The organism is Paenibacillus sp. (assembly GCF_031177825.1).
Lineage (GTDB): Bacteria > Bacillota > Bacilli > Paenibacillales > YIM-B00363 > Paenibacillus_AE.
In genome coordinates, this window is the sequence record NZ_JAPSKE010000015.1 from 82,561 (window position 1) to 107,998 (window position 25,438).

The window sequence follows — 25,438 nt, forward strand, 5'->3', positions numbered from 1 at the left end:
GACGCGAGCTGCGGTTCTCCTCTTTATGGTTCCGTCCCGACGATCTCGTCGAGCGTCTTCTCGAACGACGGCGCCATCGTCGACAGGAAATAATCGACCTCCGGCATGTTCAGCTTCTTCAACGACTTCTCGAGCTGCGCTTTGGCGACCGCGAATTCGCGGTTGCCCGCCGTCAGCTCGGACAACGCCTTCAAGTACGCGTCGAGCAGGTCGGCGGCCTTGACCCAGACGTACAGCGCGTCGTCGTGCCCGTGCACGAGCGGCTCGTACACGTCCCGGAGCGGCTCCGGAATCATGCGGACGATCGTGTCGGCGGCCGTCTTCTCGATCTCGCGGAAGCTGCGCCGCACATCCGGATTGCTCGCCTTGACGGGGGCGGCCACGTCGCCGACGAACACCTCCGTCGCATCGTGGAACAGCGCCATCGACACGACGCGATCCGTCGGCACCGCCTTGCCGAACGCCTCGTTCGCGATCGTGCAGAGCAGATGGGCCAGCGCCGCCACATAATACGAATGGACGGCAACCGACTCCTTATGCGTGTTCCGCATCAAGCTCCAGCGGTCGATATAGCGGAGGCGGTACAAATACGAGAAGAAATGGCTCTCCATCTGTGCTTAGATTAAATCGAAGTACTTCATGATCAGCAGCGCGAGCAAGAGCAGAGCCGCGATCCCGCTGAACGTCGACAGCTTCGACGCGTCTTTCGACTCGGCCGCCTTCCCTTCGCCGCCGTTCGCGATGATCCGCTTCAGCGGACCCGCGATCATGCCGGACATCGCGCCGATCCCGAGAAACAGCACGATGACGACGACCATCCACGGAACGGATTTGTCGTACTGGCTGATCAGATAGCCGCCCGTCAAAAATTGCGCGATCAACAGCCATTGCCCGATGCGGTTCAGGCCGAAGAGCACCCGCGCGAAGCCGACCTGCGCCTGCGGGTTTAAGCCGGCTAACCGACTCGCCATGAACGGCAGCAGCAAATAAAATCCGACCGTCAGCGCGCCAAGCGCGTGCAGAAATAACACAATGCCTACCATGAGAGGTTCCTCCATCCGTTGCTAGAATGTTCCAACCTTAAGTATAGCCTATCCGATCCGCGTTTACCAACGGGGAGAGACGATTCGAAGGCTTAAAGCTTCTTGGGAAGGAACGCTCCGGAATGTTCACGGGGCGGGACAAATATGCCCTGATCCCGCGCGGCGAGGACGTCACTTTTTTTCCAGCAATGCGTCGCGGTCGATGGCGCCGGGCGGCTGCTCCATCCACCCCATCCGGATCAGCAAGTTCACCCCGTCCTCCGCGAGCAATCCCATCTCGGCGATCAGTTTCGCGTACTGCACGGCGATATCCCGCCGCTGCGACACCGACAGCCCCGCGCCGTAGAACGCCGCGGACGCGGAAATCAGCGTGACGACATGGAACAGCATCAGCTTGTCGGAAAACGGAGGCGTCGTCGAACTCGTTACTTCGGACTCCCATTTTCTCGGCGGGGGCAGGTCGTCTTCGGCCAATCGCTTCTCGAGAGCCATGAACTGTTCCTGACAGAGCTTCACGCCGCGCTGCATGTAATTACGAACCTCGTCGGACTGGACGACTTGACTGAACGCCATTTCCAAGACGGTTTTCAATTCGATCTTCACCATATTATAGAACACGCTGCTGACCTCGATGGCGTTCAGCGGTCTTTCCTTGCCGAACCAGCCGTTCAGGTAGCTTTGCTTTTCGACGAAATCGACGGGCTGCGCCGCGTGTAGTATCGCCGGCCGGACATAGAGTCCCTTCCCGACCAACGCGTCCACGATTCGATTGAACAGCTCTGCCGTCTCCGCTTGGCATAACGTGAAATATTCGCGTTGGTCCCGTCGCGCCGAGGTGGATAACGCGCCGGCGTAACTCGTCAAGCCCAACAGTCCCATCACGTAGAAGTAATTCAACAGAAAGTCGTCGGAAAATAAAGCCGGAGCACTCGCGTTAATGATATCCTCTTCGGTAAACCCTTTCGGAACCGCATAGCCTTCCCGGCTTAGGAATTCTTTCACCTTGCCGACATGCGTCCTCGACAACTCGAGCGCGAACTCCAGTATGGCGCGGACCTCTTGATCTTTCGCGTTCGCTAGGGAATGGGTGATGAAACAAATCGCTAACGTGTCGTTCGTATATTGCGTCCAGAGGTTCGCGACTTCGGCCGACGTCAGCCTAGCGCTGTTCTCGATCGGCGGTTCCGTCCGGAGCTTCGTCTCTAGGTGTATGGTCATGTCGATTCATTTCCTCCTTTATGGAAACCGAGTCCTTCGCGCACGCGATCGCCTCGACTAGCTATTATCATGGGTAGTTCTCGGAATGTTATACATTAATCTCCAAGGAAAAAAGGCCGCCCGCGGAGCAGCGAACTGCTTCGAAGGCGGCCTCTTGCCCGTCGGTCGACGTCGAACGGACGGTTACCCTTGCACGATCTTGATGACATTGCGGACCGATTCCGCGGACTTGTCGAGCGCCGCCTTCTCTTCCGGCGTCAGCTCGATCTCGATGATCTTCTCGATGCCGTCCCCGCCGAGCACGGTCAGGACGCCCATGAACAAATTTTCGTACCCGTACTCGCCTTGAAGCAGCGCGATCGTCGGCAGGATGCGCTTCTTGTCCTTGAGAATGGCTTCCGTCATCTGTACGAGCGACGCCGCCGGCGCGTAGTATGCGCTGCCGTTGCCGAGCAAGCCTACGATCTCGCCGCCGCCCGTGCGCGTGCGCTGCACAATGGCGTCGATCCGCTCCTTCGAGATGAGCTTCTCGATCGGCACGCCGCCGACGGACGTGTACCGCACGAGCGGCACCATATCGTCTCCGTGACCGCCCAGCACGACCCCGACGACGTCTTCGACGGAAACGTTCAGCTCCTGCGCGATGAATGTGCGGTAGCGCGCCGAATCCAGCACGCCGGACTGGCCGATGACGCGGTTCTTCGGAAAGCCGAGCGTCTCGTTCGCGACGTACGTCATCGCGTCGACCGGGTTGGACAGGATGATGACGTACGCGTTCGGGCACTTCTCCTTCACTTGCTCGCACACCGACTTCACGATGCCTGCGTTCGTGCTCACGAGATCGTCTCGGCTCATGCCCGGCTTGCGCGCGATGCCGGCCGTAATGATGACGATGTCGGAGCCCGCGGCGTCTTCGTAGCTGGACGTACCGACGATGTTGCTGTCGAACCCTTGCACGGGGGACGCCTCGAGCATGTCGAGCGCCTTGCCCTTCGTCGGGTTCTCGAGCTGCGGGATGTCGACGAGCACGACGTCCCCGAGCTCCTTCTGCGCGAGCATCAATGCCGTCGTCGCGCCGGTGAAGCCCGCGCCTACGACCGTGATTTTGTTGCGACGAATCGCCATAAGTTAATTCCCTCCTAAATAGTTCATATGGAAAAACGGGCAAATAAAGAACATCGCTGTTCGATATTTGCCCGATAAGTGAAACCGATATTAGCCCATGTTTTTGATGAGAAGGTTCGCGAACTCGGACGTCTTCACTTCCGTCGCGCCTTCCATCAGGCGAGCGAAGTCGTACGTTACCGTCTTATCGGCGATCGTCTTCTCCATGCCCTTGTAGATCAGGTCCGCCGCTTCCAGCCAGCCGAGGTGCTCGAGCATCATAACGCCGGAGAGCGTTACGGAGCCCGGGTTCACGACGTCGAGACCGGCGTACTTCGGAGCCGTGCCGTGCGTCGCTTCGAAGATCGCGTGACCCGTGACGTAGTTGATGTTGGCGCCCGGCGCGATGCCGATGCCGCCGACTTGCGCCGCGAGCGCGTCGGACAGGTAGTCGCCGTTCAAGTTCAGCGTCGCGATGACGTCGAAGTCGGTCGGGCGCGTCAGCACTTGCTGCAGCGCGATGTCCGCGATCGCGTCCTTCACGATGATCTTGCCTGCCGCTTCCGCAGCCTTCTGCGCCGCGTTCGCCGCGTCCGCGCCTTGCTCTTCCTTAATCCGGTCGTACTGCGCCCACGTGAACGTCTTGTCGCCGAACTCGGCTTCCGCCAGCTCGTAACCCCAGTTCTTGAACGCGCCTTCCGTGTACTTCATGATGTTGCCCTTGTGCACGAGCGTTACGCTCTTGCGGCCGTGCTTGATCGCGTATTCGATCGCCGCGCGCACGAGGCGCGTCGAGCCTTCTTTGGATACCGGCTTGATGCCGATGCCGGACGTCTCCGGGAAGCGGATTTTCTTCACGCCCATCTCGTTCTGCAAGAACGAGATGACCTTCTGCACGTCCGCGCTTTCCGCTTGGTACTCGATGCCCGCGTAGATGTCCTCCGTGTTTTCGCGGAAGATGACCATGTCGACGAGCTCCGGACGCTTCACCGGCGAAGGCACGCCCGCGAAGTAACGAACCGGACGCAAGCAAGTGTACAGGTCGAGCTCTTGGCGCAGCGCGACGTTCAAGGAACGGATGCCGCCGCCTACCGGCGTCGTCAGCGGACCCTTGATCGCGACGATGTACTCGCGGATCGCCGTCAGCGTGTCGGCCGGAAGCCAGGAATTATATGTATTGAACGCCTTCTCGCCGGCGAACACTTCGTACCATGCGATTTTCTTCTCGCCCTTGTACGCCTTCTCTACCGCCGCATCGAGGATGCGCTTGGAAGCGTTCCAGATGTCCGGGCCCGTTCCGTCGCCCTCGATGAACGGGATGATCGGGTTGTTAGGGACGTTCAGCTTGCCGTTCGCGTCGATCGTAATGCGTTCGCCTTCCGTCGGAAGGGCGTATTGTTCGAATTGTACCATCTTGATTGTTCTCCTCCTGATATACGATATTAGTCGCTTATTTCATAAGCGGAGCGGGATATTCGACGGCTCTCCGTCGAACGTCCCGCCCTCGCCGCTGCCGCTGCGTGTGAGTTCGCGTCTTACTTTCGCTGATCGATCGGCACGACCTTCTGGTCCGTCGGGCCGACGTACTCGGCGCGCGGACGAATGAGACGGTTGTTCTCGTATTGCTCGAGAATGTGCGCCGTCCAGCCCGATACGCGGGATATCGCGAAGATCGGCGTGAACAAGTCGCGCGGAATTTCGAGCGCGGTGTACACGGACGCGGAGTAGAAGTCGACGTTCGGCTTCAGGCCCTTCTGCCCCGTGACGATATCTTCGATTTGAATCGACATTTCGTACCACTTCATGTCGCCCGTCAGCTTGCCGAGCTCGCGGGACATCTTCTGAAGATGCTTCGCGCGCGGATCGCCGTTCTTATAGACGCGATGACCGAAGCCCATGATTTTCTCTTTCTTGTCCAGCTTGTCCTGAACGTAAGCCTCTACGTTATCCATGCTGCCGATGTCTTCGAGCATCGCCATGACGGCTTCGTTCGCGCCGCCGTGCAGCGGCCCGCGAAGCGCGCCGATCGCCGACGTCACGCCGGAGTACATGTCGGACAACGTCGCGACCGTGACGCGCGCCGCGAACGTCGATGCGTTCAGCTCGTGGTCCGCGTGAAGGACGAGCGCCTTGTCGAGCGCTTCGATCGCGACCGCGTCCGGCTCTTTGCCGGTCAGCATATACAAGAAGTTCTCCGCGACCTTCGCTCCCGCCTTCGGGGCGATCGGCTCGAGGCCTTGGCGAACGCGGGCGAACGCCGCGACGATCGTCGGCAGCTTCGCCTGCAGGCGAATCGCGATGCGCTTGTTCGTGTCGATGTCGAAAGCGTGCGCTTCGGCGTCGAACAGGGCGAGCGCCGATACCGCCGAACGGAGCGCCGCCATCGAGTTCGCTTCCTTCGGGAAGCTGCGCAGCAAGTCGACGACTTGTTGCGGGATCGAAGCGTTGTCGCTAAGGTCTTTCAATAAGCCGTTTAATTCCTCGCGGTTCGGCAGTTTGCCGTTCCAGAGCAAGTATACGACTTCTTCGTAGCTGGCGTTCTCCGCCAGGTCGTCGATATCGTAACCGCGGTACGTGAGGACGCCGTCTATGATGGAACTGACCGAGGATGTCGTTGCGACGATGCCTTCGAGCCCTTTGGTGACCGTCATGGGTTACACGCTCCTTTTTCCGTAAAGATCATGATTACTATTGCAGCATCTTATTTCCATGATACCGGACTTGATGCCAGAAGGAAACAAAATACGGCATAAAACTTCATTATCACGATCATAAAGCATTTTTCGCGAACATTTCCTTCCCGCGCAAACTCGGTTACAATATTGCTAATGTTTGCTCCGCCGCACACGAAATTCGAGGAGGATGGCGCTCATGGAACGCATTGGCATCATCGACATCGGCTCCAACTCGATCCGCCTGGTCGTCTACGAATGCACGGCGTCTGGCGCGTACCGCGTCATCGACGAAACGAAAGAATCCGCTCGCCTCAGCGAACGGTTGGATAAGGACGGCCGCATCGCGGAGAGCGATATGCAATACATTACCGACACGCTTCGACGGTTCCAGCTGCTGTGCGAGCACCATGGCGCTTCTCGCATTCGCGCCGTCGCAACCGCCGCCGTGCGCAACTCCCCCGACAGCGCGAGAATCGCTCGCGAGCTGACGGAACGGACGGGCCTCGCCGTCGAGGTGCTCTCGGGCGCCGAGGAAGCGCGGCTCGGCTTCATCGGCATGATCAACGCCATCGACATCAAGGACGGCTTCGTCATCGACATCGGCGGCGGTAGCACGGAAGTGCTGTTGTTCCGGGACCGCGCCGTCTTGAAGAGCGTCTCGTTCCCGTTCGGCGCCGTCAATACGATGAAGCGGTTCGGGAAGAACGGCGACATCGACGAAGCCGCCGCCCAGGCCATCGTACGGACGGTCGAGGACGCGGCTCGGGACGAGCCGTGGATCGCCTCGGCGCCGGGCTTGCCGCTCGTCGGTCTCGGCGGCACGATCCGTTCGTTATGTAAAGTCGATCAGCGCGATCGCAAGTACTCGCTTCCGATCACCCATCATTACCAGATGACCGAGGAATCCGTGGACGAATGGCTGTCGCGGCTCGCCGGCGCGAAGCTCGAGCAGCGCAAGCGGATAGAAGGACTTTCCAAAGACCGCGCGGACATTATTGTACCCGGCCTGCTGATTCTCCATACCCTGTTCCGCTTATGCGGAGCATCGCACTACGTGATCAGCGGTTCGGGGCTTCGCGACGGCGTCTTCTTCGAGACGTTCCGTCCGGAGGCGCCGCAGTTCACCGACGTGCTGGAGCACAGCGTGCACAATCTGCTCGCCCTGCACCCTTCCGTCTCGCTGAAGCATGTGGTGCATGTGGAGCGGCTCGCGATGAAGCTGTTCGCGGACTTGACCGAGGAACACGGCTACGGCGCGCGGGTCGGCACGTATCTGCACGTCGCCGCTCTCTTGTACCGCATCGGCATCTCGATCAATTACTATAACTACTACAAGCACACCTACTACTTGATGGCCCACTCGCGCGTGAACGGCTTGACGCATCGCGAGATTCTGTTATGCGCCTTGATCGCGTCGTTCAAGAGCGAAAAGCGTCTGAAGCCGTTGTTCGCGGCGCATCGCGACCTGCTCGCCGAAACCGACTTCGGCTTGATCGTCCGGCTCGGCGCGCTGCTGCAGGTCGCCGTCGCGCTCGATCGCAGCGGGACGCAGCCGATCGCGACGCTTTCCGCCCGGGCGATCGGGCGGGAGCTGCGCCTCGTCGTGAAGCCGCGACGCGCGTGGGACATCGAGCGGCGCGAGCTGCAGTCGCTGACGAAGGACTTCGGCAAGTCGTGGGGCCTCACTCTGCAAATCGTCGAATCCCCGTCTCCATAAACTCCAACCGGTTCCCGAAGGGGTCGTTCGCGAAGAAGCGGACGACCCCTTCGCCCGCTCTGGCGTCGTCGTCGATCGTCGCGACGCAGCTCTTCGCGAGATGCTCGCGCAGCGCGTCGATCCCGGCGACCGCGAACGCAGGGTGCGCCTTCGCGGCCGGGACGAAATCCGCCTGCACCCCGATATGGACTTGATGTCTTCCGCATTGAAACCAGACGCCGCCGCGCCCCTTGAGCGCTTCGGGCTTCGGCAGCTCGGTCCAACCCAGGATGCCGGAGAAGAACGAACGCGCGGCTTCCTCGCATCCCGCCGGCGCGGCCAACTGGATATGGTCGATGCCCTCGAAGGAAAATGTCACGTGGGCCACCTCCTCGTTTCATGTAGCGAAACATCGTTTCATAAATTATACCACATTTTTCCCGATTGCAACATCGCAGACAGCCCCGCCGATTTCGCGCCTCAGTTTGGGCCTACGTTATGCTCAATTTGAGCTCATCCTGCTCGACTACTCAAAATTTGATACCATTTCGCTTAACCGCTCAAAATTCGACGCGATCGCGATCGCTGCCGACACGTTCGCCGAAACGCAGAAAACCCGCTCGGCTTCGGACCGAGCGGGTTCCCCATCGAAACAACCTACCGCACCTTCCACTTCTCGATCTTCAGCGCCTCGAACTGGCTCCGCAGCGGCGCGCCGCCGCCCTTCACCCTCGCATACGCGCCGTTCGGGAGCAGCTCCCGCGCCTTGACGTTGTCCCGGAGCGCCAGCTCCAGCAGATGAATCAAGCTTTGCCGGATTTTTCGGTCGAACACCGGGCACATCAGCTCGATCCGGCGCGTCAAGTTGCGAGTCATCCAATCCGCGCTGGCGATGTACACCTCGGGGTCGCCTCCGTTTTCGAAATAAAACACCCGCGAATGCTCGAGGAACCGGTCCACGATCGAGATGACGCGCACGTTCTGCGACAGCCCCGGCACGCCGGGACGTAAGCTGCAGACGCCGCGCACGATCAAGTCGATCTTCACGCCCGCCTGGCTCGCCTCGTACAGTTCGTCGATGATCTCCTGATGCGACAGCGAATTGATCTTCGCGATCATGCGAGCCGGCTTCCCCGCGCGGGCGTTGTCCGCCTCCCGGCGGATGAGCCGGAACAGCTGATCGCGCAGCCCGTTCGGCGCCACGCTGAGCGCCTTCCAATCCCGCGGAGCCGAGTAGCCGGTCATCTCGTTGAACAACGCCGACGCGTCCTCGCCGATGACGGCATGGCTCGTGAACAAGCCGACGTCCGTATACAGCTTCGCGGTCGCGTCGTTATAGTTGCCGGTGCCGACATGAACGTACCGGCGCAAGCCGCTCGACTCCTGCCGAACGACGAGCAGCAGCTTCGCGTGCGTCTTCAGTCCGACGAGGCCGTAGACGACGTGACAGCCCGACTGCTCGAGCCGGCGCGCCCATGCGATGTTCCGCTCCTCGTCGAACCGCGCCTTCAGCTCGACGACGACCGTCACCTGCTTCCCCGCCTCGGCCGCCTGCGCCAGCGACTGCACGAGCAGCGAGTTGCCGCTCACCCGATACAGCGTCATCTTGATCGCCAGCACCTTCGGATCGTGCGCCGCCTGCGAGACGAAGTCGGTGACGGTGTCGAACGACTCGTACGGGTGATGCACGAGCACGTCCTGCTTCGTGAACGCCGCGAACAGATCGCCGCCCGCCTTGCCCTCCTCGTCGACGAGCTCCTTCGGATAGGCGGGCTTCACCGGCGGATACCGCAGTCCGTCGTACCCCGGCAGCGTCGCCGCGAATTTCATCAAGTACGTCAGATCGAGCGGTCCGTCGTATACGAAGACGTGATCGTCGACTTCGAATTCTTCTTGCAGCATCTCGAGCGCGTACGGGTGCATGCCCTTCTCGATTTCAAGCCGGACGGGGGAACCCCAGCGGCGTTTGCGGAGCTCCTTTTCGATTTCCTCGAGCAAGTCCTCCGCGCCTTCCTCGTTGAGCGTCATATCCGCATTGCGCGTCAGACGGAACGAATGGACGGCGATCGGCACGTACCCCGTAAACAGCGAATGAATATGCCGCTTGATGATCGTCTCCATGAGGATGAATTCGAGCTTCTTGCTGTTTTGCCGGCGGGGCAGCTGCACCGTCCGCTGCAAGATCGAAGGCACTTGCACGATCGCGAAATACGGCTCCTCGTCGGTGTCGCCGTCGCGCCGCAGCACGACCGCGAGGTACACGCCGAGCGTATGCACCAACGGGAACGGACGGCTCTGATCGACCGCCATCGGCGTCAATACCGGAAACACGATGTCGTGATAAAACTGATCCATCGCCGCGCGCTGCGTCGCGTTCAAGTCGTCGTACTCCGAGACGTAGCAGATGCCCTCCTTCGCAAGCAGCCGCATAAGCTCCCGGTACGTCTTATATTGATCGTGCACGAGCTCGCCCGTGCGCTTCATGATGCGCTTGACGAGGCCGGAAGGCGTATAGCCGGAGAAATCCTTTTTCTGATACCCCGCCTTGATCTGATCGATCATGCCCGCGACCCGCACGCTCACGAATTCGTCGAAATTCGACGAGACGATCGACAGAAATTTCACCCGCTCCAGCAGCGGCGTATCCGGGTCCTGCGCTTCTTCCAGCACTCTTCGATTGAATTGCAGCCAGCTTAAGTCGCGATTGACGTAGCGATTGCTTACATCTCTAGCCGCATGGTCTTTCTTGGTCACGCCGTACCACCCTCCGCGCCGAATCCTGTTCACCTTCATCGTACCGCTTCTCCCGGCTCCAATCATGTTAAGGTTTTGTAAAGACGCGAATTATCGGTAGAATCGCAGCTCGCCCCGGTCGATTTTCCGCTTGATGAACTTCAAGAGCGCACTTTTGAAAATGAACCTCGTCCCCGGAAACACCAACACGATCCCGACCGCGTCGGTTAGGAACCCGGGGGTCAGCATTAGCAAGCCGCCGGCGAAAATGCAAATGCCGTCCAGAATCGACGACGTCGGAACGATTCCGCGCGACAGCTCCACTCTCGCGTATTCGAGCACGCGCCGGCCTTCCCGCTTCGCGAGGTACGCGCCGGCGAAGCCCATGATCACGATCAAAGCGAACGTCTGCCAGCCGCCGATCAAGCGCCCCGTCTCGAGCAAAATCCAAATCTCGAGCGCGGGTATGAGCACCATCAGGAGCACCATCCATCGGAACATCGGCTATTCCCTCCTCTCGGCGGCTCGGGACAACGCCTCGTAGACGTCCGGCGCCGCCTTGGACAGCCGCACCGGTTTCCACTCGCGATCGACCCATACATGCATGGACGTTCCCGTCACGAGGAGACGATCCGGTTCGTCCGCGAGAGTGATTTCGTATTCGAACGTCAGGCGCACCGGCCCCAGCTCCTTGATTCTGCACCGGACGACGACCTCGTCGTCGTAGCGCGCAGGGTGCTTATATTGAATCGCAAGATCGACGACCGGCAGCAGCAGCCCCCGCTCCTCGATCGCGCGGTACGCGTAGCCGTGCGCCCGCGTCCAGTCGGTGCGCGCGATCTCGAACCATGTTACGTAATTGCCGTGGTAGACGACGCCCATCGCGTCCGTCTCCTGATATCGCACCCGGACCGTCACCGCATGCCAGGACATGCTTCGCTCCCCTCTCTTCTTCGCCGACGACGACAAGGGCGGCGCCGGACGGCGCCGCCCGAGCAGCGTGCTTGTAAGTCGGTTATTCTTTTATAATACGTTCGACTTGCCGGAATAAATGACTCCGAGTTCCGCGTATACGGATACTTCCGCGCCTTCCTGCAAGAGGGTCGTCGCGTCTTTCACGCCGACGATGACCGGCTTGCCGAGGCTGAGCGCCACGACCGCCGCATGCGACGTGATGCCGCCGGATTCCGTAATGACCGCGGACGCGCGTTCGAACGCCGGCACATAGTCCTTATCGGTCGAGATCGTCACGAGAATGTCGCCCGTTTGCGTCTTCTCGAGCGCTTCCTTCGCGCTCTTCGCGACGACGACCTTGCCGCTCGCGCTCTGCGTGCCGATGCCTTGACCCTTGGCGATCATCTGGCCGATCTGATGGATCTTGATCAGGTTCGTCGCGCCCGAGCGGCCGACCGGCACGCCCGCCGTAATGACGACGAGATCGCCGAGATTGACAAGGCCGCCGCGCTGCGCCGCCGATACCGACATGTCGAACAGCTCGTCCGTATTCGCGGCTTCCTCGCCCTTCACCGGGAACACGCCGAACACGAGGTTGAGGCGGCGCATGACGGACTCGTCCGGCGTGACCGCGATGATCGGCGCCTTCGGACGGTACTTCGACACCATGCGCGCCGTGTAGCCCGTCTCGGTCGGCGTAATGATCGCCTTCGCGTCGAGGTCGAGCGCCGAGTTGGCGACCGCCTGCGAGATCGCTTCCGTCACGCTCGTCTGCTGCGCGTTCGCTTGGCGAAGGAAAATTTCGCGGTATTCGAGCGCGGATTCCGCCCGCTCGGCGATGCGCGCCATCGTCTGCACCGACTCGACCGGATATTTGCCCGCCGCCGTCTCGCCGGATAGCATCGTCGCGTCCGTGCCGTCGAAGATCGCGTTCGCCACGTCGCTCGCTTCCGCGCGCGTCGGGCGCGGCATGCGCTGCATCGAGTCGAGCATCTGCGTCGCCGTAATGACCGGCTTGCCGGCGCGGTTGCACATCTCGATCATGCGCTTCTGCACGAGCGGCACTTCTTCCGCCGGAATTTCGACGCCGAGATCGCCGCGCGCGACCATCAGGCCGTCGGACACCTCGAGAATTTCGGCGAGGTTGTCCACGCCTTCTTGGTTTTCGATCTTGGAGATGATCTGGATATGCTGCGCGTTATGCTCCTCGAGAATGGCGCGAATTTCCATGACGTCGCTCGCCTTGCGGACGAACGATGCCGCGATGAAGTCGATGCCTTGCTGGATGCCGAAGCGGATGTCCGCCGCGTCCTTTTCCGTAATGCCCGGCAGGTTGATGCGCACGCCCGGTACATTGACGCCCTTGCGGCTCTTGATCGGACCGTTGTTCACGATGCGGCAGACGATGTCCGTGCCCTTGATCTCCTCGACGCGCAAGCCGATGAGGCCGTCGTCGATCAGGATCGTAGAGCCGACATGCACGTCCTGCGGCAGCTGGTTGTAGCTGACCGGGACGCGATTGCGGTCGCCTAAGATTTCTTCGGTCGTCAGCGTAATCGTCTCGCCTTGGACGAGCTCGATCGGCTCTTCCTTCAGCTTGCCGAGCCGGATTTCCGGGCCCTTCGTATCGAGCAGGATGGAGACCGTCTTGCCGAGCTCCTCGCGAACCTTCTTAATGTTCGTAATGCGTCCGCCGTGCTCCTCGAAATCTCCGTGCGAAAAGTTCAGCCGAGCGACGTTCATGCCGGCGAGCACCAGCTTCTTCAGGTTTTCCGGCGATTCCGATGCGGGGCCGATCGTACATACGATTTTTGTCTTGCGCATGGTTTTTGCTCCTCCCTATTTACCAACACATACTGCTTTTATCTACAACGCCGGAAGGGTTGTCCCATCCGACGAATCGAACGTTCGTTTACTTCGCAACAATTCTAAACGCACAAAGAACGCCGGGATGTGAGCTTCGTCACGCCGGCGATCCTTTGCTGCAGGTCAACGCGGGATATAAGTAAACTTTCCAATTTTCCGGAATTTATGATATCGATCCTCGCGCAGCTGCTCCGGCGTCATCTTCCTAAGTTGTTCGAGATGTTCCCATACGGCTTGCTTGATGCTCGCCGCCTGCTCGGCCACGTCGCGATGCGCGCCGCCCTTCGGCTCGGGAACGACCGCCTCGACGATCTCGAGCTCGAGCATGTCCTTCGCCGTAATGCGCATCGCTTCCGCGGCTTGGTCCGCCTTGGTGGCGTCCTTCCACAGAATGGAAGCTGCGGCGTTCGGCGAGCTGACGGAATAGATGGCGTTCTCGAGCATGAGCACGCGGTTGCCGACGCCGAGCGCGAGCGCCCCGCCGCTGCCGCCTTCGCCGATGACGACGCAAATAATCGGCACGCCGAACTTCGCCATCTCCATAAGATTGCGCGCGATCGCTTCCGACTGATTGCGTTCCTCGGCGGCACCGCCCGGATACGCTCCAGGCGTATCGATGAACGTCACGATCGGACGGCCGAACTTGTCCGCCTGGCGCATGAGCCGAAGCGCCTTGCGGAACCCTTCCGGATGCGGCATGCCGAAGTGGCGCGCGATATTGTCTTTCGTGTCTTTGCCCTTCTGATGCCCGACGACCGTCACCGGCACGCCGTTCAGCTTCGCGATGCCGCCGATGATCGCCAGATCGTCGGCATACATCCGATCGCCATGAAACTCTATGAAATCCGTGAAAATATGCTGGATGTAATCGACTGTCGTCGGCCGCATCGCGTGTCGCGCCAACTGCATGCGTTCCGCCGGTCTCATGTCCGTGTACAACTCCTGCTCGAGTTTGGAATAACGCTCCTCGAGTCTAGCGATTTCGTCCGTGAAGTCGATCCCGCGTTCGGCGCTGAACGCCTTCAACTCGTCGATCTTCTGGCGGAGCTCCACCAAAGGTTTCTCGAAATTCATCTCACCCGGCATCGGACGTACCTCCCCTCACCGCGTGCAAGTCGAGCAGTTGGATTAATGTTTGGCGCATGTCCTTCCGGTGCACGACCTTGTCGATCTGGCCGTGGGCCAAGTCGAACTCCGCCGTCTGGAAGTTTTCCGGCAGCTTCTGGCGGATCGTCTGTTCGATGACGATACGGCCGGTGAAGCCGACGATCGCGCCCGGCTCCGCGAGAATGACGTCGCCGAGCATCGCGAAGCTCGCCGAGACGCCGCCGAGCGTCGGGTCGGTGAACACCGACACGAAGAGGCCCCCTGCTTGGTTATGCTTCTCGAGCGCCGCGGACGTCTTCGCCATCTGCATAAGGCTAAGAATGCTCTCTTGCATTCTAGCTCCGCCCGACGTGGAAAAGATGATCAGCGGGTAGTTTTTCTGGGTAGCCTTCTCGATCGCTCTCGTAATCTTCTCGCCTACGACCGATCCCATACTGCCGCTGAAGAAGTCGAAGCTCATGACCGCGAGCACGACGGGAAAGCCCCCGATCGTCCCTTCCCCGGTCACCACGGCATCGAGCAAGCCGCTTTTCTCCTGCTGCTGCTGCAGCTTCTTCGCATAGCCTGGGAACTCCAGCGGATCTTCCGAAATCATGTCGGAGTCGTACTCAAAAAGACGGCCCTCATCCATCGTCAGCTCGACGCGCTCGTAGGCGTTCAGCTTCTGGTGATGCCCGCAGGAGGCGCATACCTTGAGGTTCTTCTCGACCTCTTTGCTGAATTGAATGTGGCCGCATTTCGGACATTTATTCATTAATCCTTCAGGGATCTCATGCTTGGCATTCGGAGAGGGAATCGTGGCGTATTTCCGTTTATGCGAAAACCAATCTCTTACGTTCACAAGCACACCTCACAGAAGCGAAATTCGTTGCATGCGGCAAGCCCGCAATTACATATGAAGAATGGTCGTCAGCACTTCCTGTACGTCGCCCACTTCGCCTTCGGGGACCAAGATCTCGAACTGCTGTTTCGTCAAGTTGATCGGCCGGACTTGAACCAGAAACCCTTCGTCCGTCAGCTTCTGTCGGATCCGTTCCGCGATTTTTGCCGTGGGAGCGATGTAGATGACCGTCCACATGGTGGCAACCTCCTGACGCGTATTAAAGCCTGTACCACAATCGGGCGCGTTCCGCCCGTATGAAGGTAAATGATAGCATAAGCAATGAGAACATCATAGCATAATCGTTGAATTTCGGGCAAGGAAGCGACCTTCGGTCGCCGCAAGCTCAGGCTCGGCATGTCCGCGTCAGGCATGTCCGTTAACCATTGTATGCCGTTCGTACGTCGATATGTCTCTGCGCGAAGGCGGCGATGCCTGTCAGGGATTCTCCATGGTCCCTTAATTACACAGGAGTCCTACCCTACAACGTATTCCTGTACTTTAAAGTGGATGGGCGTTGAAGGTGTACGCGAAGGAGGAGTGTAAGAGGTTGTATGAGGATTTGCCGCACATCAAAGAAAAACGCGCTGCCGGCCATCGCCGACAACGCGTCTCTTCCCTTGCGATTATTCGCTTATCCGGCAAGTATCCGCTAACGGTTACCCCGTCCCATACTCCTTCGCGTTCGGGTCCTGGTGCGCGATACGCGCCGAAGCCGCGGCCGCGAGGCCGGACACGAGGTCGTCCAAGAACACATGGATGCCCTTCGATCGATCGTTCAGCTCGCCGATAATCCCGGGTTTGACTTTATCCAGATAACCGAAGCTCGTAAGTCCGATCATGCCGTACACGTTCGTAATGCCCATCGCGAGCGTCTCGTCGACGCCGTACAGCGATTCGTCGTTCTCCATCAAGCTTTGGAGCGGTTCGGGCAGCTGTCCCTGCTCCGCCAGCATATCGAGCGCGATGCCCGTGATGAACACGTATTGCACTTCGCGCTTCTCCAACACCGACAACACGCTCTCTAAGCAATCTTGCAGCACGAGCTTGGGGTTGTACGGTCTTTGCATTTGCAACACGATTTCGGCGACTCGCTCCAAGGCGATTCCACGGGAGGCAAGCGCGTTCAAGATCCATTCCGGCGGCATCCGATCTCCTCCTTCGTCGCACGCGGCTATTCCGCCGTCCGAGCCCCGACCTGAAACGCGCGACTCGCGTACGCGGACAAGCTCGATTCCGGTGGGAATACCAATATATGCGACGACGATGGAAGGTATGAAAAAAATGTGCGCTTACTTCCGCTTCACCGCGCCTTCGCCGAGCAGCCGCTCCAGCTGCTTCGTCAGCACGGTCGTCACATCGACGCGGTAGTCGACGTTCAGCTCCAGCAATCGAGAGCTTCGTTCGTAGAACAGCGCCACGCTCGAGCGGCCCGGGTGTTTCTTCAGCAGCGACTGCAGCCGATGCAGGATGCTCGGCGTCTCCTTGTCGGGCGCGATCTTCAGGAACAATGTGCCCTCGTCCACCGTTCGCGTCGGCGGCGGCGCCGGCTTCGTCGCGCCCCCGCCGGCAGCCCGCGGACGTGCAGCCCCGGTACCGGTCCCGGCACTCGCGCCCGTACCCGCTGCACCGCCGCGCGGGGATCCGCCGCGGCCTTCGTACCGTGGCCGACCTCCGCCGGCCGGCAGCCGGCGCACCGCGCCGCCGCTGCGCAGGCGGGCCAGCAGCGCCTCGTCGTCCATCGCGAACAGCTGCGACGCGATCAGCTTCACGTCTTCGTCGCCGTGCTGCACCTTCGCGAGCAGCGCGCAGACGATCCCCTTCCCCGCGAGAGAATGGTTCGCTTTCCACGTCTCGGGGAACAACACGACCTCGACCTTATGCACGCGATCCTCCACCTCGAGGAACGCCATCTGTTGACCCTTGCGCGTCACGATCTGCTTCACGGACAAGATCATGCCGAAGACGACGACCTCCGTCCCTTCTTCCAGCTCCTGCAGCCGGTGGATCGGCACCATGTCGTACGCGTCGTACCAGTCGGCGTACTGATCCAACGGATGTCCGGTGACGTACAACCCCAACAGCTCCCGCTCCTGCTCGAGCATCTCCATCCGCGGCATCGGCCGGATGTCCGGCATCTCGATCGTCCAGTTCGTGCTCTCCGACAAGCCGAACAGCTGAATTTGCAAGTCCTCGCGTTCCTTCTTCCACTTCGACGCCGCTTCGACGGCCTCGTCCAGCACCGCGAGCAGCTGGGCCCGATGGCCGGGCAGCTCGTCGCAGGCGCCGGCCGACACGAGCGACTCGAGCACCCGCTTGTTGCACACCCGCAGATCGACGCGACGGCACAGATCGACGAAGTCGCGGAACGGACCGCCCGATTCCCGGGCCGTCAGAATCGACTCGATCGCCTGCGTGCCGACGTTCTTGACCGCGGCGAGTCCGAACCGGATCGCGCCCCCCGACGTCGGCGTAAACAGCACGCCGCTCTCGTTCACGTCCGGCGCCAGCACCGGGATGCCCATGCGCCGACATTCGTCCACGTATTCGGCTACCTTCCGGTGATTGCCCATGTTCGCCGTCAGCATCGACGCCATAAACTCCACCGGGTAATGCGCCTTCAAATAGGCGGTTTGGAACGCCAGCACCGCATACGCCGTGGCGTGCGCGCGCGGGAAGCCGTAATCGGCGAAGCGCACGATCATGTCGTACACCGCGTTCGCGTCCGCTTCGGTATAGCCGAGTCGCAGGCTGCCCGCCACGAACGCCGCGCGCTGCTCGTCGAGCACCTCGCGCTTCTTCTTCGACACCGCGCGCCGCAGCAAATCCGCCTCGCCGAGCGTAAAGCCCGCCATCGTCGAAGCGATCTGCATGATCTGCTCCTGATAGACGATAATGCCGTACGTGTCCCGAAGCATCGGCTCCAGCGAAGGATGCGGGTATTCGACCTGCACCTTGCCGTGCTTGCCGGCGATATATTTCGGAATGAACTCCATCGGGCCCGGGCGATACAACGCCAAGACGGAGATGATGTCTTCGAAGTGCGTCGGCTTCAACTCGCGAAGCACCCGGCGCATCCCCGTAGACTCGAGCTGGAACATACCGGTCGTCTCGCCGCGTCCAAGCGCTTCATACGTTAAAGCGTCCTTGTCCGACACCTCGCGCCAATCGACGACGACGCCGCGGGACTCCCGCAACCACCCGAGCGTCCGCTCGATGATGGACAACGTGCGGAGCCCGAGGAAGTCCATCTTAAGCAAGCCGAGCGCTTCGAGATGCTCCATCGAATATTGCGTCAGCGCCGCTTGCAACGTGCCCTCCTGCAGCGCGACCACGTCCGTGAGCGGCTCCCGCGAGATGACGACGCCGGCGGCGTGCGTCGACGCGTGCCGGGGGAAGCCCTCCACCTTGAGCGCCATGCCGACCAACGCGCCGACGCGAGCGTCTCGCTCGCTCCACTCCTTCAGCTCCGGAACGAGCCGCAGCGCTTCCGCGATCGTCATGCCGAGATGGTTCGGGATGAGCTTCGCCACCCGGTCGACGTCGCCGAACGGCACGTTCATGGCCCGACCGACGTCCCGTACCGCGGCCCGCGCCGCCATCGTTCCGAAGGTAATGATCTGCGCCACGCGGTCGGGGCCGTACTTCCGAACGACGTAATCGATGACCTCGTCCCGCCGCTCGTCGTTGAAGTCGATATCGATATCGGGCATCGTCACGCGCGCGGGGTTGAGGAACCGCTCGAACAGCAAGCCGTATTTGATCGGATCGACGTCCGTAATGCCGAGCGCGTACGCGACGAGGCTGCCTGCCGACGACCCCCGCCCCGGTCCCGTCATGATGCCGCGCTCATGCGCGTACCGGATGAAATCCCATGTGATGAGGAAATAATCCGAATACCCCATCCGCTGAATCGTGTCGAGCTCGAATCGAAGACGCCGTCGAAGGACGTCCTTGAACGCCTCGTCTTCCCATCGGTCCGCGTACCGGCGCCGAATCCCTTCCACGCATAACGACTTCAAATATTCCGGGCCGTCCATGCCGTCGGGGAGCGGGGCGAACGCCGGCAGGGCGGTGCGCCCGAGCTCGAGCTCCACGTTGCATCGCTCCGCGATCGCGGCCGCGTTGGCGACCGCCTCCGGCGCGTACGCGAACAGCGCCGACATCTCGTCCGCGCTCTTCAAATACAGCTGATCCGTCGTATACTTGAACCGCTGCGGATCGTCCACCGTCTTGCCCATGCCGATACACATGAGCACGTCCTGCACGGCCGCGTCTTCGCGAACGGCATAGTGGACGTCGTTCGTCGCGACGAGCGGGATCTGCTTTTCCCGGGAAATATCGACAAGCTGCGACAGCAATTTCCGCTGCTCCAGCAGTCCGTGATCCTGCAGTTCAATGAAATAATCGTCGCCGAAAACCGACTTGTAGCGTTCCGCGATCGCCATCGCCTCGTCGACTTTGCCGGCCAGCAGCTTCTGCGCCACCTCCCCCTTCAGACAGCCGCTCAGCACGATCAAGCCCTCCGCATGCTTCGACAGCAGCGCGAAGTCGATCCGCGGACGATAGTGGAAGCCTTCCAGATGCCCGGCCGAACAGAGCCGGAGCAAATTGCGGTACCCCTCCAGGTTCTTCGCGAGAACGGTTAGGTGGTACGTCGGATTGTCCTCCCGCGCGCTCTTGTCGCGCATGGACACCGCCGCCACGTAAAACTCGCAGCCGAGAATCGGCTTGACGCCCGCTTCCCGGCACGCCTTGTAGAACGGCACCGCCCCGTACATGACGCCGTGATCCGTAAGCGCCAACGCGGGCATGCCGAAGTCGGCGGCCCGCTTCGCCAGATCGGAGATCCGGGCGGCGCCGTCGAGCAAGCTGTATTCGCTATGAACGTGCAAATGCACGAAAGCATTCGTGGAACTCATATTCGCATCACCTCAGGATCAACGGCTTCATCGTCCGCTCCGGACGATTCTCCGTTTGCCGAAGACGACTCAGGCGTTATTTTTATGGGAATATACGTTCTGATCGTCGAAAATATTGTATCATATCGCGCGCGTCTTGTCCCATACATATAAAAGAGATGCGAAAAAAGGGAGGTCGGACCCGATGGCGGTATCCGAATTTTTGTCGAAGGCGATTCAAGATTTCTTTGTGGCGTTCGGGGTCGTGTTCGGTGCGTCGCTGCTCGCCGGCATGAGCTCCATCGTCACGATGCAGCCCCCCGGACCGGCGGAGACGATGCGCCAGCTATCCGAGAACTTAAAAATTTGGGCGGTCGTCGTCGCCATCGGCGGTTCGATCGATCCGATCCGATTCATCGAGCATTCGGTGTCCGCGGGCTACTTCTCCCCGGCGGCGAAGCAAATTTTGTTGATCCTGTGCGCGTTCCTCGGCGCCCATTCCGGCACCGAGCTCATTCGCTGGATCGTCGCGCCGAGGTAGCCGGGCATGCGCGTACCGGATTTGCAGCGTTCCCCTTCGTTCATGCAGGGCCTCGGCCTCTTCCTCGGCGGCGTCGTTATCGGCTGCGCGGTCATGACGGCCATATCCACCCGCACCGTGCAGGAGCTGCAGTACGACATTCAAGACCTCTCGGCGTCGAACCGGGTGCTCGCCGATCAGGTCGCCGCTTTCGAAAAGGGGAAAAACCGCCGGAACGTCATCGATCGCACCGCCGTCCGGTGGGATGCCGAGCAGAAGGACCTCGGGAAGGCGACGCTCGGCGAGCTCGAGAGCCGCATCGCCGCCGATCTGCTCAAGATCGTCGGCAAGCAGGTGCAGCCGGACATGTACGACATCTACCGCGGGCTGATCGACGGTAAGGTATACTACAACGTCAATGGAACGGACTACCGAATCCACATTACGGTTCTGTCCGTCATCGGTTCCGAGTACGTCGTGTACGTGCGGGCGGAGTCGTTCGTGCCGGACCGGAGCAATTGATTTTGCCGGGGAAAAAGGGTACAGTGGTCTCGCGACCCTATTTTCCCGGAAAGTCAGGTGTTTTTCGTCAAATGTTATTCGTATTCTACGCGGCGATCGCCGCCGCTTGCGTGCTGTCCGTCGTGTTCAGCTTCCGCTCCCGCCGATCGACCGATCCGAAGTCCCGCGGCTTGAACGCGGCGCTCATGAACTTATCGATGGGCGCGCTGCTCATCCTCGCTTCGCTCGTCCAAGTCGTCCTGTTCGAGCCGGACACGGTTCGCATTATCGTCGGCGCGATGTTCCTTCTCATCGGCCTGTTCAACCTGTTCGCGGGCTTCCGCAACTACGGCCGATTCTCCCGGATGCGTTAGACTCGCGACTACATCTGGTCGATCAATTGCGCCGTCAGAATCGCCTTCGCGACGAGCGACGCGCCGTGGTGCACCTCGACGTCGACCTTGCCGAACTTGCGGCTTAGCTCGATCAGCTGCGGACGAATGACGATCTCGTTGTCGATCTGAAGCGGCTTCAGGAAGAACGTCGACATGCTGTCGAGCACGAGGTCGCCCTTCTTCACCAACTTGATCGCGCGGAACGACGCCTGCGACATGAGCGTCGTTAACACTCCTTCGGACACCGTGCCGAACGACGACGTCATCTGCGGCGTAATCGTCCCCCGGAAGGCGATCCTGCCGTCCGCTTCCCGCTCCTCCTCGAACGACGCCAGAATTAAATCCTCGATCGTCTCGCCGATTTGCGGCTGCTTCTGAATGAACTGCATCCCCTTCAGCACGTCCTGCCTCGAGATGATGCCTAGCAGCTTGCGTGCGCTGTCCGTCACCGGCAGCTGCTCGATGCCTTCCCATACCATCATGTGCGCGGCCGACGCCACCGACGTGCGCGCGCCGACCGTGATCGGATTTTTGGTCATGACTTTGTCGATCCGCTCCCCCGGGGACGCTCCGACGACGTCTTTCGACGTGACCATGCCGATCAAGCGATGATAATCGTCGACGACGGGGAATCGGCTATGACCGGTCCGCTCCACGGTGGCGTTCCAATCCGACACGGTCATGTGGCCTTTCAGCATGTCGGTCTCGCTGCTCGGCGTCATAATGTCCTCGACGAGCAAAATCTTCTTCTTAATGAGGCGATCGTAAATCGCCCGGTTGATGAGCGACGCGACCGTGAACGTGTCGTACGAGCTTGAGATGATCGGCAGCGCAAGCTCGTCCGCTTGCTTGCGCACCGCCGGGCTCGCGCCGAAGCCGCCGGTGATGAGCACGCCCGCGCCGAGCTCGAGCGCCGTCGCATGCGCCCGCTCCCGGTTGCCGACGATTAACAGGCTGCCCGCGTCGATGTATTTCACCATCGCTTCGAGCTGCATGGCGCCGATGACGAACTTGCCGAGCGTCTTGTCGAGCCCCTCCGCCCCGCCGAGCACCGCGCCGTCCACGATGTTCACGACCTCCGCGAACGTCAGCTTGTCGATGTTGTTGCGCGCCTTCGGCTCGATCCGGACGGTGCCGATCCGCTCCTTCGTCGCGACGAGGCCCGACGCTTCGGCGTCCTTGATCGCCCGGTAGGCGGTGCCCTCGCTGACGCCGACGTCCTTCGCGATTTTTCGGACCGAGATTTTGCTGCCTACGGCGAGCGCCCCGATATATCGTAATATCTGTTCATGCTTCGTAACCGTTTCTTGCGGCGTCAATTCCATGGACTGTTGCACCTCGACTTCCGCGATCTGTATTACTCTGTATTATAGCGCTTGCGGAAGCCCCCGGACAAGAAGAAGCCTGAGAGCGCGTCGCAAGACGCGGCCCCGGGCCTCGTTTACAGGATGGCAGCGCTCGGATTCAGCGCGCGGAACACGGCGAAGCTGCGGTCGGCGCACGCCGAGATCGCGATCGGGTGGAAGCCTTTCACCTCGGAGTACAACGTATCGTTCAGCGGCTCGATCCACCCGCTCGGCAGCCGGCCGGCGCCGAGCGAGGCGCCCATGATCGAGCCGACCGTGGCGCCGTTGCAATCCGTATCCCAGCCGCCCAGCACCGCGGTCGCGATCGCCGTCTCGAAGTCCCCCTTGGCGAACACGAGCGATGCCGCGACCAGCGCCGCGTTGTTGTTCGTATGCACGGGATGGTAGTGATTGAACGCGTCCCATATCCGTTCGACGAGCTCGAGCTGCGTCGCGGACGAGCGGGCGATGTCGACCGCCTGCAGGACGTCGCGCGCCAGCCGGCTGTCGCGCGGAATTTCGCTGAGGCCGATCTCGACGACTCTCTCCATATCCGGCTCGACGAAGGCGGCCGCGATCATCGCGGCGGCGAACATCTCGCCGTAGATGCCGTTCTTCACGTGCGAGAACGAGGCGTCGCGCCACGCGAGCTCCGCGGCCAGCTCCGGGTGGCCGGCGGCGCCGTAGGCGAACCCGTCGGCGCGAATTTGCGCGCCGATCCATTCCCGGTACGGGTTCAAGTGCGTGCGCACCCACTCCCGCTTCTCCTCCCAATAGGCCGTCTCCCGTGACTCGCGATACCAGATCGAAGCGAAATTATAATACGCCTGCGTCTCCGCCGTATACACTTGCCCGAGCGGGAGCATCTCCAGCCACAGCTCGCCGATGTCCCGCGGACCGAACGACAATCCCTTGCGCTCCAACAGCAATAATCCAAGCACCGTGTACCGGAGGTCGTCGTCCGACTCCATGAACCGGATGACTTCCCGTAAGCTCTTGCTGTCCTGATTCACCTCTATACCGTACCGCTCCCTCGCGCCGGAGTCGCTCGGCGCGTAACCCCGGATCGGCCAAGCGTCCGCGCCCTCGAACCAGAGGCGGATGTTTTCCCACCCCGGCCGACCGCCGCTGCCGCCCATGAACGGCCCCCGCTCGAGCGGCTTGCCGAGGGCGCAGCCCGCGCAGCGCCCGAGCCACGCGCCCAGAAACTTATCGCGCCATTGCGCCTCGGTCAACGACCGGGGCAGCAGGCGAGGGCCGTCCGGCCGCTCGGCGCGGATCGCGTCCAAATCGTTCGGCTCGCGGAAACCGAACCCTTCCGCGATCGGCAGCGCCATCAGCGCTTCGTAGACGTCCATTAACGCCCGGTCGTCTTCCCCGGCCGCTTCGATGCGCTCCGCGTAGCCATCCACGTCGCAGCCTTCCTCTCGCCGCTGGATCAACTCGTCCTTCAAGAGCGCCGCCAACATCGGAACCCGCGCCATGCTCCACACTCCTTCGTCCCATTCGGAATTTATCTTCAGTATAGGGGGAGGAACGGGCGGAATCTTCCCAAATCACGGCGCCGGATTCTCAAAAATTGCGGAAACCCGATGCCGCTCCCGATAGACGGAAGGCGGCATGCCGGCTTCGGCTTGGAACGCGCGATAGAACGTCGCCGCACTTTGGAAGCCGCTCGCGAAGCAGACGTCGAGCACATCCTGCTCCGTCGTCATTAGCAGCCGCTTCGCTTCGTTCAATCGCAGCTGCTGCAAGTAGTCCTTGAACGTCTTCCCCGTCGCGTCCTTGAACGCATGGCTCAGCCTCGAGGCGCTTACGCCGAGCTCGAGCCGTTCGGCGACGCTCCTTAAGTCGAGCGGATCCCGGAACCGTTCCTCCAGGAACGAGAGCACCGGCCGAATCTTGGCGAAGTCTCGGACGAGCTGCCGCCATTGCGCCTGGGCGACGGGCTCCGATTCGCGGCGCAGCAGCAGCACGGACAGCTGGAGCAGCGCGCTCTTGACCATGCTCCCATAGCCCTCCCGCCGATCCCGAAGCTCCTCCCATACGGTGCGGATGAGCGGAGCGAGCCGTCCCGCCAGAGGGTCGTCGCCGGGGATACGATTTCGAAACCGGTCGGGGGAGTACGCGAACGGAAGCAGCAGCTTCACGTCCTCCGCCAGCAAATAATTCGGGTCGAAATTCAGGAAAATGTATGTGCTCGGCTCCGCTTCGTCCGATTGCGCGATATGCAGCTCTTGATTGTTCACGACGAAGATATCGCCGGGTTCGGCGCGATACCGCTTCTCGCCGAAATAAAACCAGCCTCCCCCGGACACGCAAAGCCCGATCTCGAGGCTCGTATGCACGTGCAGCGGCTCGAGCCTCGCCTTCGGCGTCCACAAGAAGGCGTTCACCGGCACTTCCGGATGCTCGTAGGTGATCTTGAGGCGCATCGCTCCACGCCCTTCCGTTTCGATTCGCCCGGCGCTCCCGACGGCGGCTTGGGCCTCTTGCCGT

General features: G+C 61.0%; 23 protein-coding genes. 4 read left to right on the forward strand and 19 right to left on the reverse strand.

Going from position 1 to position 25,438, the window contains the following annotated elements:
• Positions 1-23 precede the first annotated feature (23 nt).
• From yfbR to citZ, 6 genes are all read right to left on the reverse strand, one after another.
• Complete coding sequence (yfbR, locus tag RIN49_RS17595; protein ID WP_309121465.1) at positions 24-611, reverse strand: 5'-deoxynucleotidase; 588 nt, start codon at positions 609-611, stop codon at positions 24-26.
• A gap of 6 nt (positions 612-617) precedes the next feature.
• Entirely contained in the window at positions 618-1,043 is a 426-nt protein-coding gene (locus tag RIN49_RS17600; RefSeq protein ID WP_309121466.1) for a hypothetical protein, read from the reverse strand.
• Between the two features lie 171 nt (positions 1,044-1,214).
• Positions 1,215-2,261, reverse strand: coding sequence for a DUF3231 family protein (locus RIN49_RS17605; RefSeq protein WP_309121467.1), 1,047 nt, complete (start codon positions 2,259-2,261; stop codon positions 1,215-1,217).
• Positions 2,262-2,444: 183 nt separating this feature from the next.
• Entirely contained in the window at positions 2,445-3,386 is a 942-nt protein-coding gene (mdh, locus tag RIN49_RS17610; RefSeq protein WP_309121468.1) for a malate dehydrogenase, read from the reverse strand.
• Positions 3,387-3,476: 90 nt separating this feature from the next.
• Positions 3,477-4,778 (reverse strand): NADP-dependent isocitrate dehydrogenase, encoded by a 1,302-nt coding sequence (gene icd / locus RIN49_RS17615; RefSeq protein ID WP_309121469.1) that lies wholly within the window; start codon positions 4,776-4,778, stop codon positions 3,477-3,479.
• 122 nt (positions 4,779-4,900) lie between these two features.
• Positions 4,901-6,016: a citrate synthase gene (gene citZ, locus RIN49_RS17620; protein WP_309121470.1), complete on the reverse strand. Its 1,116-nt coding sequence runs from the start codon at positions 6,014-6,016 to the stop codon at positions 4,901-4,903.
• A 220-nt stretch (positions 6,017-6,236) separates the two neighbouring features.
• Between citZ and RIN49_RS17625 the strand changes: the two genes are divergently transcribed.
• The gene (locus RIN49_RS17625) at positions 6,237-7,757 is read left to right on the forward strand and encodes a Ppx/GppA phosphatase family protein (RefSeq protein WP_309121471.1); all 1,521 of its coding nucleotides are present in this window, start codon (positions 6,237-6,239) and stop codon (positions 7,755-7,757) included.
• On the opposite strand, the gene RIN49_RS17630 is transcribed toward RIN49_RS17625, so the two are convergent.
• From RIN49_RS17630 to RIN49_RS17675, 10 genes are all read right to left on the reverse strand, one after another.
• Positions 7,723-8,115, reverse strand: a complete 393-nt coding sequence (locus RIN49_RS17630) for a VOC family protein (RefSeq protein WP_309121472.1) — start codon at positions 8,113-8,115, stop codon at positions 7,723-7,725. The two genes, RIN49_RS17625 and RIN49_RS17630, sit on opposite strands and share 35 nt — an antisense overlap.
• Before the next feature lie 278 nt (positions 8,116-8,393).
• Positions 8,394-10,529, reverse strand: a complete 2,136-nt coding sequence (gene ppk1 / locus RIN49_RS17635; protein ID WP_309121473.1) for a polyphosphate kinase 1 — start codon at positions 10,527-10,529, stop codon at positions 8,394-8,396.
• Positions 10,530-10,580: 51 nt separating this feature from the next.
• On the reverse strand, positions 10,581-10,970 hold the full coding sequence (locus tag RIN49_RS17640; protein ID WP_309121474.1) for an FxsA family protein: 390 nt from the start codon (positions 10,968-10,970) through the stop codon (positions 10,581-10,583).
• A 3-nt stretch (positions 10,971-10,973) separates the two neighbouring features.
• Entirely contained in the window at positions 10,974-11,402 is a 429-nt protein-coding gene (locus RIN49_RS17645; protein WP_309121475.1) for an acyl-CoA thioesterase, read from the reverse strand.
• Between the two features lie 90 nt (positions 11,403-11,492).
• The gene (gene pyk / locus RIN49_RS17650) at positions 11,493-13,247 is read right to left on the reverse strand and encodes a pyruvate kinase (RefSeq protein WP_309121476.1); all 1,755 of its coding nucleotides are present in this window, start codon (positions 13,245-13,247) and stop codon (positions 11,493-11,495) included.
• A 165-nt stretch (positions 13,248-13,412) separates the two neighbouring features.
• The gene (locus RIN49_RS17655) at positions 13,413-14,375 is read right to left on the reverse strand and encodes an acetyl-CoA carboxylase carboxyltransferase subunit alpha (RefSeq protein ID WP_309121477.1); all 963 of its coding nucleotides are present in this window, start codon (positions 14,373-14,375) and stop codon (positions 13,413-13,415) included.
• A complete protein-coding gene (accD, locus tag RIN49_RS17660) occupies positions 14,365-15,237 on the reverse strand; it encodes an acetyl-CoA carboxylase, carboxyltransferase subunit beta (protein ID WP_309121478.1) in 873 nt (290 codons plus the stop codon). Before accD ends, RIN49_RS17655 begins: the two co-directional genes overlap by 11 nt.
• A gap of 48 nt (positions 15,238-15,285) precedes the next feature.
• On the reverse strand, positions 15,286-15,474 hold the full coding sequence (locus tag RIN49_RS17665; protein WP_138195395.1) for a glutamate decarboxylase: 189 nt from the start codon (positions 15,472-15,474) through the stop codon (positions 15,286-15,288).
• A 461-nt stretch (positions 15,475-15,935) separates the two neighbouring features.
• Positions 15,936-16,424, reverse strand: coding sequence for a phosphatidylglycerophosphatase A family protein (locus RIN49_RS17670; RefSeq protein WP_309121479.1), 489 nt, complete (start codon positions 16,422-16,424; stop codon positions 15,936-15,938).
• Positions 16,425-16,568: 144 nt separating this feature from the next.
• Positions 16,569-20,198, reverse strand: coding sequence for a DNA polymerase III subunit alpha (locus RIN49_RS17675; RefSeq protein ID WP_309121480.1), 3,630 nt, complete (start codon positions 20,196-20,198; stop codon positions 16,569-16,571).
• A gap of 184 nt (positions 20,199-20,382) precedes the next feature.
• Here RIN49_RS17675 and RIN49_RS17680 point away from each other — a divergent pair, with 184 nt between their 5' ends.
• The 3 genes from RIN49_RS17680 to RIN49_RS17690 all read left to right on the forward strand — a co-directional run bounded on the left by RIN49_RS17680 (position 20,383) and on the right by RIN49_RS17690 (position 21,572).
• Complete coding sequence (locus RIN49_RS17680; protein ID WP_138195402.1) at positions 20,383-20,718, forward strand: YtrH family sporulation protein; 336 nt, start codon at positions 20,383-20,385, stop codon at positions 20,716-20,718.
• A 6-nt stretch (positions 20,719-20,724) separates the two neighbouring features.
• On the forward strand, positions 20,725-21,219 hold the full coding sequence (locus tag RIN49_RS17685; RefSeq protein ID WP_309121481.1) for a sporulation membrane protein YtrI: 495 nt from the start codon (positions 20,725-20,727) through the stop codon (positions 21,217-21,219).
• A gap of 71 nt (positions 21,220-21,290) precedes the next feature.
• A complete protein-coding gene (locus RIN49_RS17690) occupies positions 21,291-21,572 on the forward strand; it encodes a YtpI family protein (protein WP_309121482.1) in 282 nt (93 codons plus the stop codon).
• A gap of 8 nt (positions 21,573-21,580) precedes the next feature.
• Here RIN49_RS17690 and RIN49_RS17695 read toward each other — a convergent pair whose 3' ends face one another.
• The 3 genes from RIN49_RS17695 to RIN49_RS17705 form a co-directional block, all read right to left on the reverse strand.
• Positions 21,581-22,918 (reverse strand): DRTGG domain-containing protein, encoded by a 1,338-nt coding sequence (locus RIN49_RS17695; RefSeq protein ID WP_309121483.1) that lies wholly within the window; start codon positions 22,916-22,918, stop codon positions 21,581-21,583.
• Positions 22,919-23,034: 116 nt separating this feature from the next.
• Positions 23,035-24,423 (reverse strand): ADP-ribosylglycohydrolase family protein, encoded by a 1,389-nt coding sequence (locus tag RIN49_RS17700; protein ID WP_309121484.1) that lies wholly within the window; start codon positions 24,421-24,423, stop codon positions 23,035-23,037.
• 72 nt (positions 24,424-24,495) lie between these two features.
• Positions 24,496-25,374 carry an AraC family transcriptional regulator gene (locus RIN49_RS17705; RefSeq protein WP_309121485.1) on the reverse strand — a complete coding sequence of 293 codons (879 nt, stop codon included), beginning with the start codon at positions 25,372-25,374 and terminating at the stop codon, positions 24,496-24,498.
• Positions 25,375-25,438: the final 64 nt, after the last annotated feature.

Bases quoted from the DNA above. Each gene is read 5' to 3' on its own strand.
- yfbR (WP_309121465.1), bottom strand. From the start codon at position 611: ATGGAGAGCCATTTCTTCTCGTATTTGTACCGCCTCCGCTATATCGAC.
- RIN49_RS17600 (WP_309121466.1), bottom strand. From the start codon at position 1,043: ATGGTAGGCATTGTGTTATTTCTGCACGCGCTTGGCGCGCTGACGGTC.
- RIN49_RS17605 (WP_309121467.1), bottom strand. From the start codon at position 2,261: ATGACCATACACCTAGAGACGAAGCTCCGGACGGAACCGCCGATCGAG.
- mdh (WP_309121468.1), bottom strand. From the start codon at position 3,386: ATGGCGATTCGTCGCAACAAAATCACGGTCGTAGGCGCGGGCTTCACC.
- icd (WP_309121469.1), bottom strand. From the start codon at position 4,778: ATGGTACAATTCGAACAATACGCCCTTCCGACGGAAGGCGAACGCATT.
- citZ (WP_309121470.1), bottom strand. From the start codon at position 6,016: ATGACGGTCACCAAAGGGCTCGAAGGCATCGTCGCAACGACATCCTCG.
- RIN49_RS17625 (WP_309121471.1), top strand. From the start codon at position 6,237: ATGGAACGCATTGGCATCATCGACATCGGCTCCAACTCGATCCGCCTG.
- ppk1 (WP_309121473.1), bottom strand. From the start codon at position 10,529: ATGAAGGTGAACAGGATTCGGCGCGGAGGGTGGTACGGCGTGACCAAG.
- RIN49_RS17640 (WP_309121474.1), bottom strand. From the start codon at position 10,970: ATGTTCCGATGGATGGTGCTCCTGATGGTGCTCATACCCGCGCTCGAG.
- RIN49_RS17645 (WP_309121475.1), bottom strand. From the start codon at position 11,402: ATGTCCTGGCATGCGGTGACGGTCCGGGTGCGATATCAGGAGACGGAC.
- pyk (WP_309121476.1), bottom strand. From the start codon at position 13,247: ATGCGCAAGACAAAAATCGTATGTACGATCGGCCCCGCATCGGAATCG.
- RIN49_RS17655 (WP_309121477.1), bottom strand. From the start codon at position 14,375: ATGCCGGGTGAGATGAATTTCGAGAAACCTTTGGTGGAGCTCCGCCAG.
- RIN49_RS17665 (WP_138195395.1), bottom strand. From the start codon at position 15,474: ATGTGGACGGTCATCTACATCGCTCCCACGGCAAAAATCGCGGAACGG.
- RIN49_RS17670 (WP_309121479.1), bottom strand. From the start codon at position 16,424: ATGCCGCCGGAATGGATCTTGAACGCGCTTGCCTCCCGTGGAATCGCC.
- RIN49_RS17675 (WP_309121480.1), bottom strand. From the start codon at position 20,198: ATGAGTTCCACGAATGCTTTCGTGCATTTGCACGTTCATAGCGAATAC.
- RIN49_RS17680 (WP_138195402.1), top strand. From the start codon at position 20,383: ATGGCGGTATCCGAATTTTTGTCGAAGGCGATTCAAGATTTCTTTGTG.
- RIN49_RS17685 (WP_309121481.1), top strand. From the start codon at position 20,725: ATGCGCGTACCGGATTTGCAGCGTTCCCCTTCGTTCATGCAGGGCCTC.
- RIN49_RS17690 (WP_309121482.1), top strand. From the start codon at position 21,291: ATGTTATTCGTATTCTACGCGGCGATCGCCGCCGCTTGCGTGCTGTCC.
- RIN49_RS17695 (WP_309121483.1), bottom strand. From the start codon at position 22,918: ATGGAATTGACGCCGCAAGAAACGGTTACGAAGCATGAACAGATATTA.
- RIN49_RS17700 (WP_309121484.1), bottom strand. From the start codon at position 24,423: ATGGCGCGGGTTCCGATGTTGGCGGCGCTCTTGAAGGACGAGTTGATC.
- RIN49_RS17705 (WP_309121485.1), bottom strand. From the start codon at position 25,374: ATGCGCCTCAAGATCACCTACGAGCATCCGGAAGTGCCGGTGAACGCC.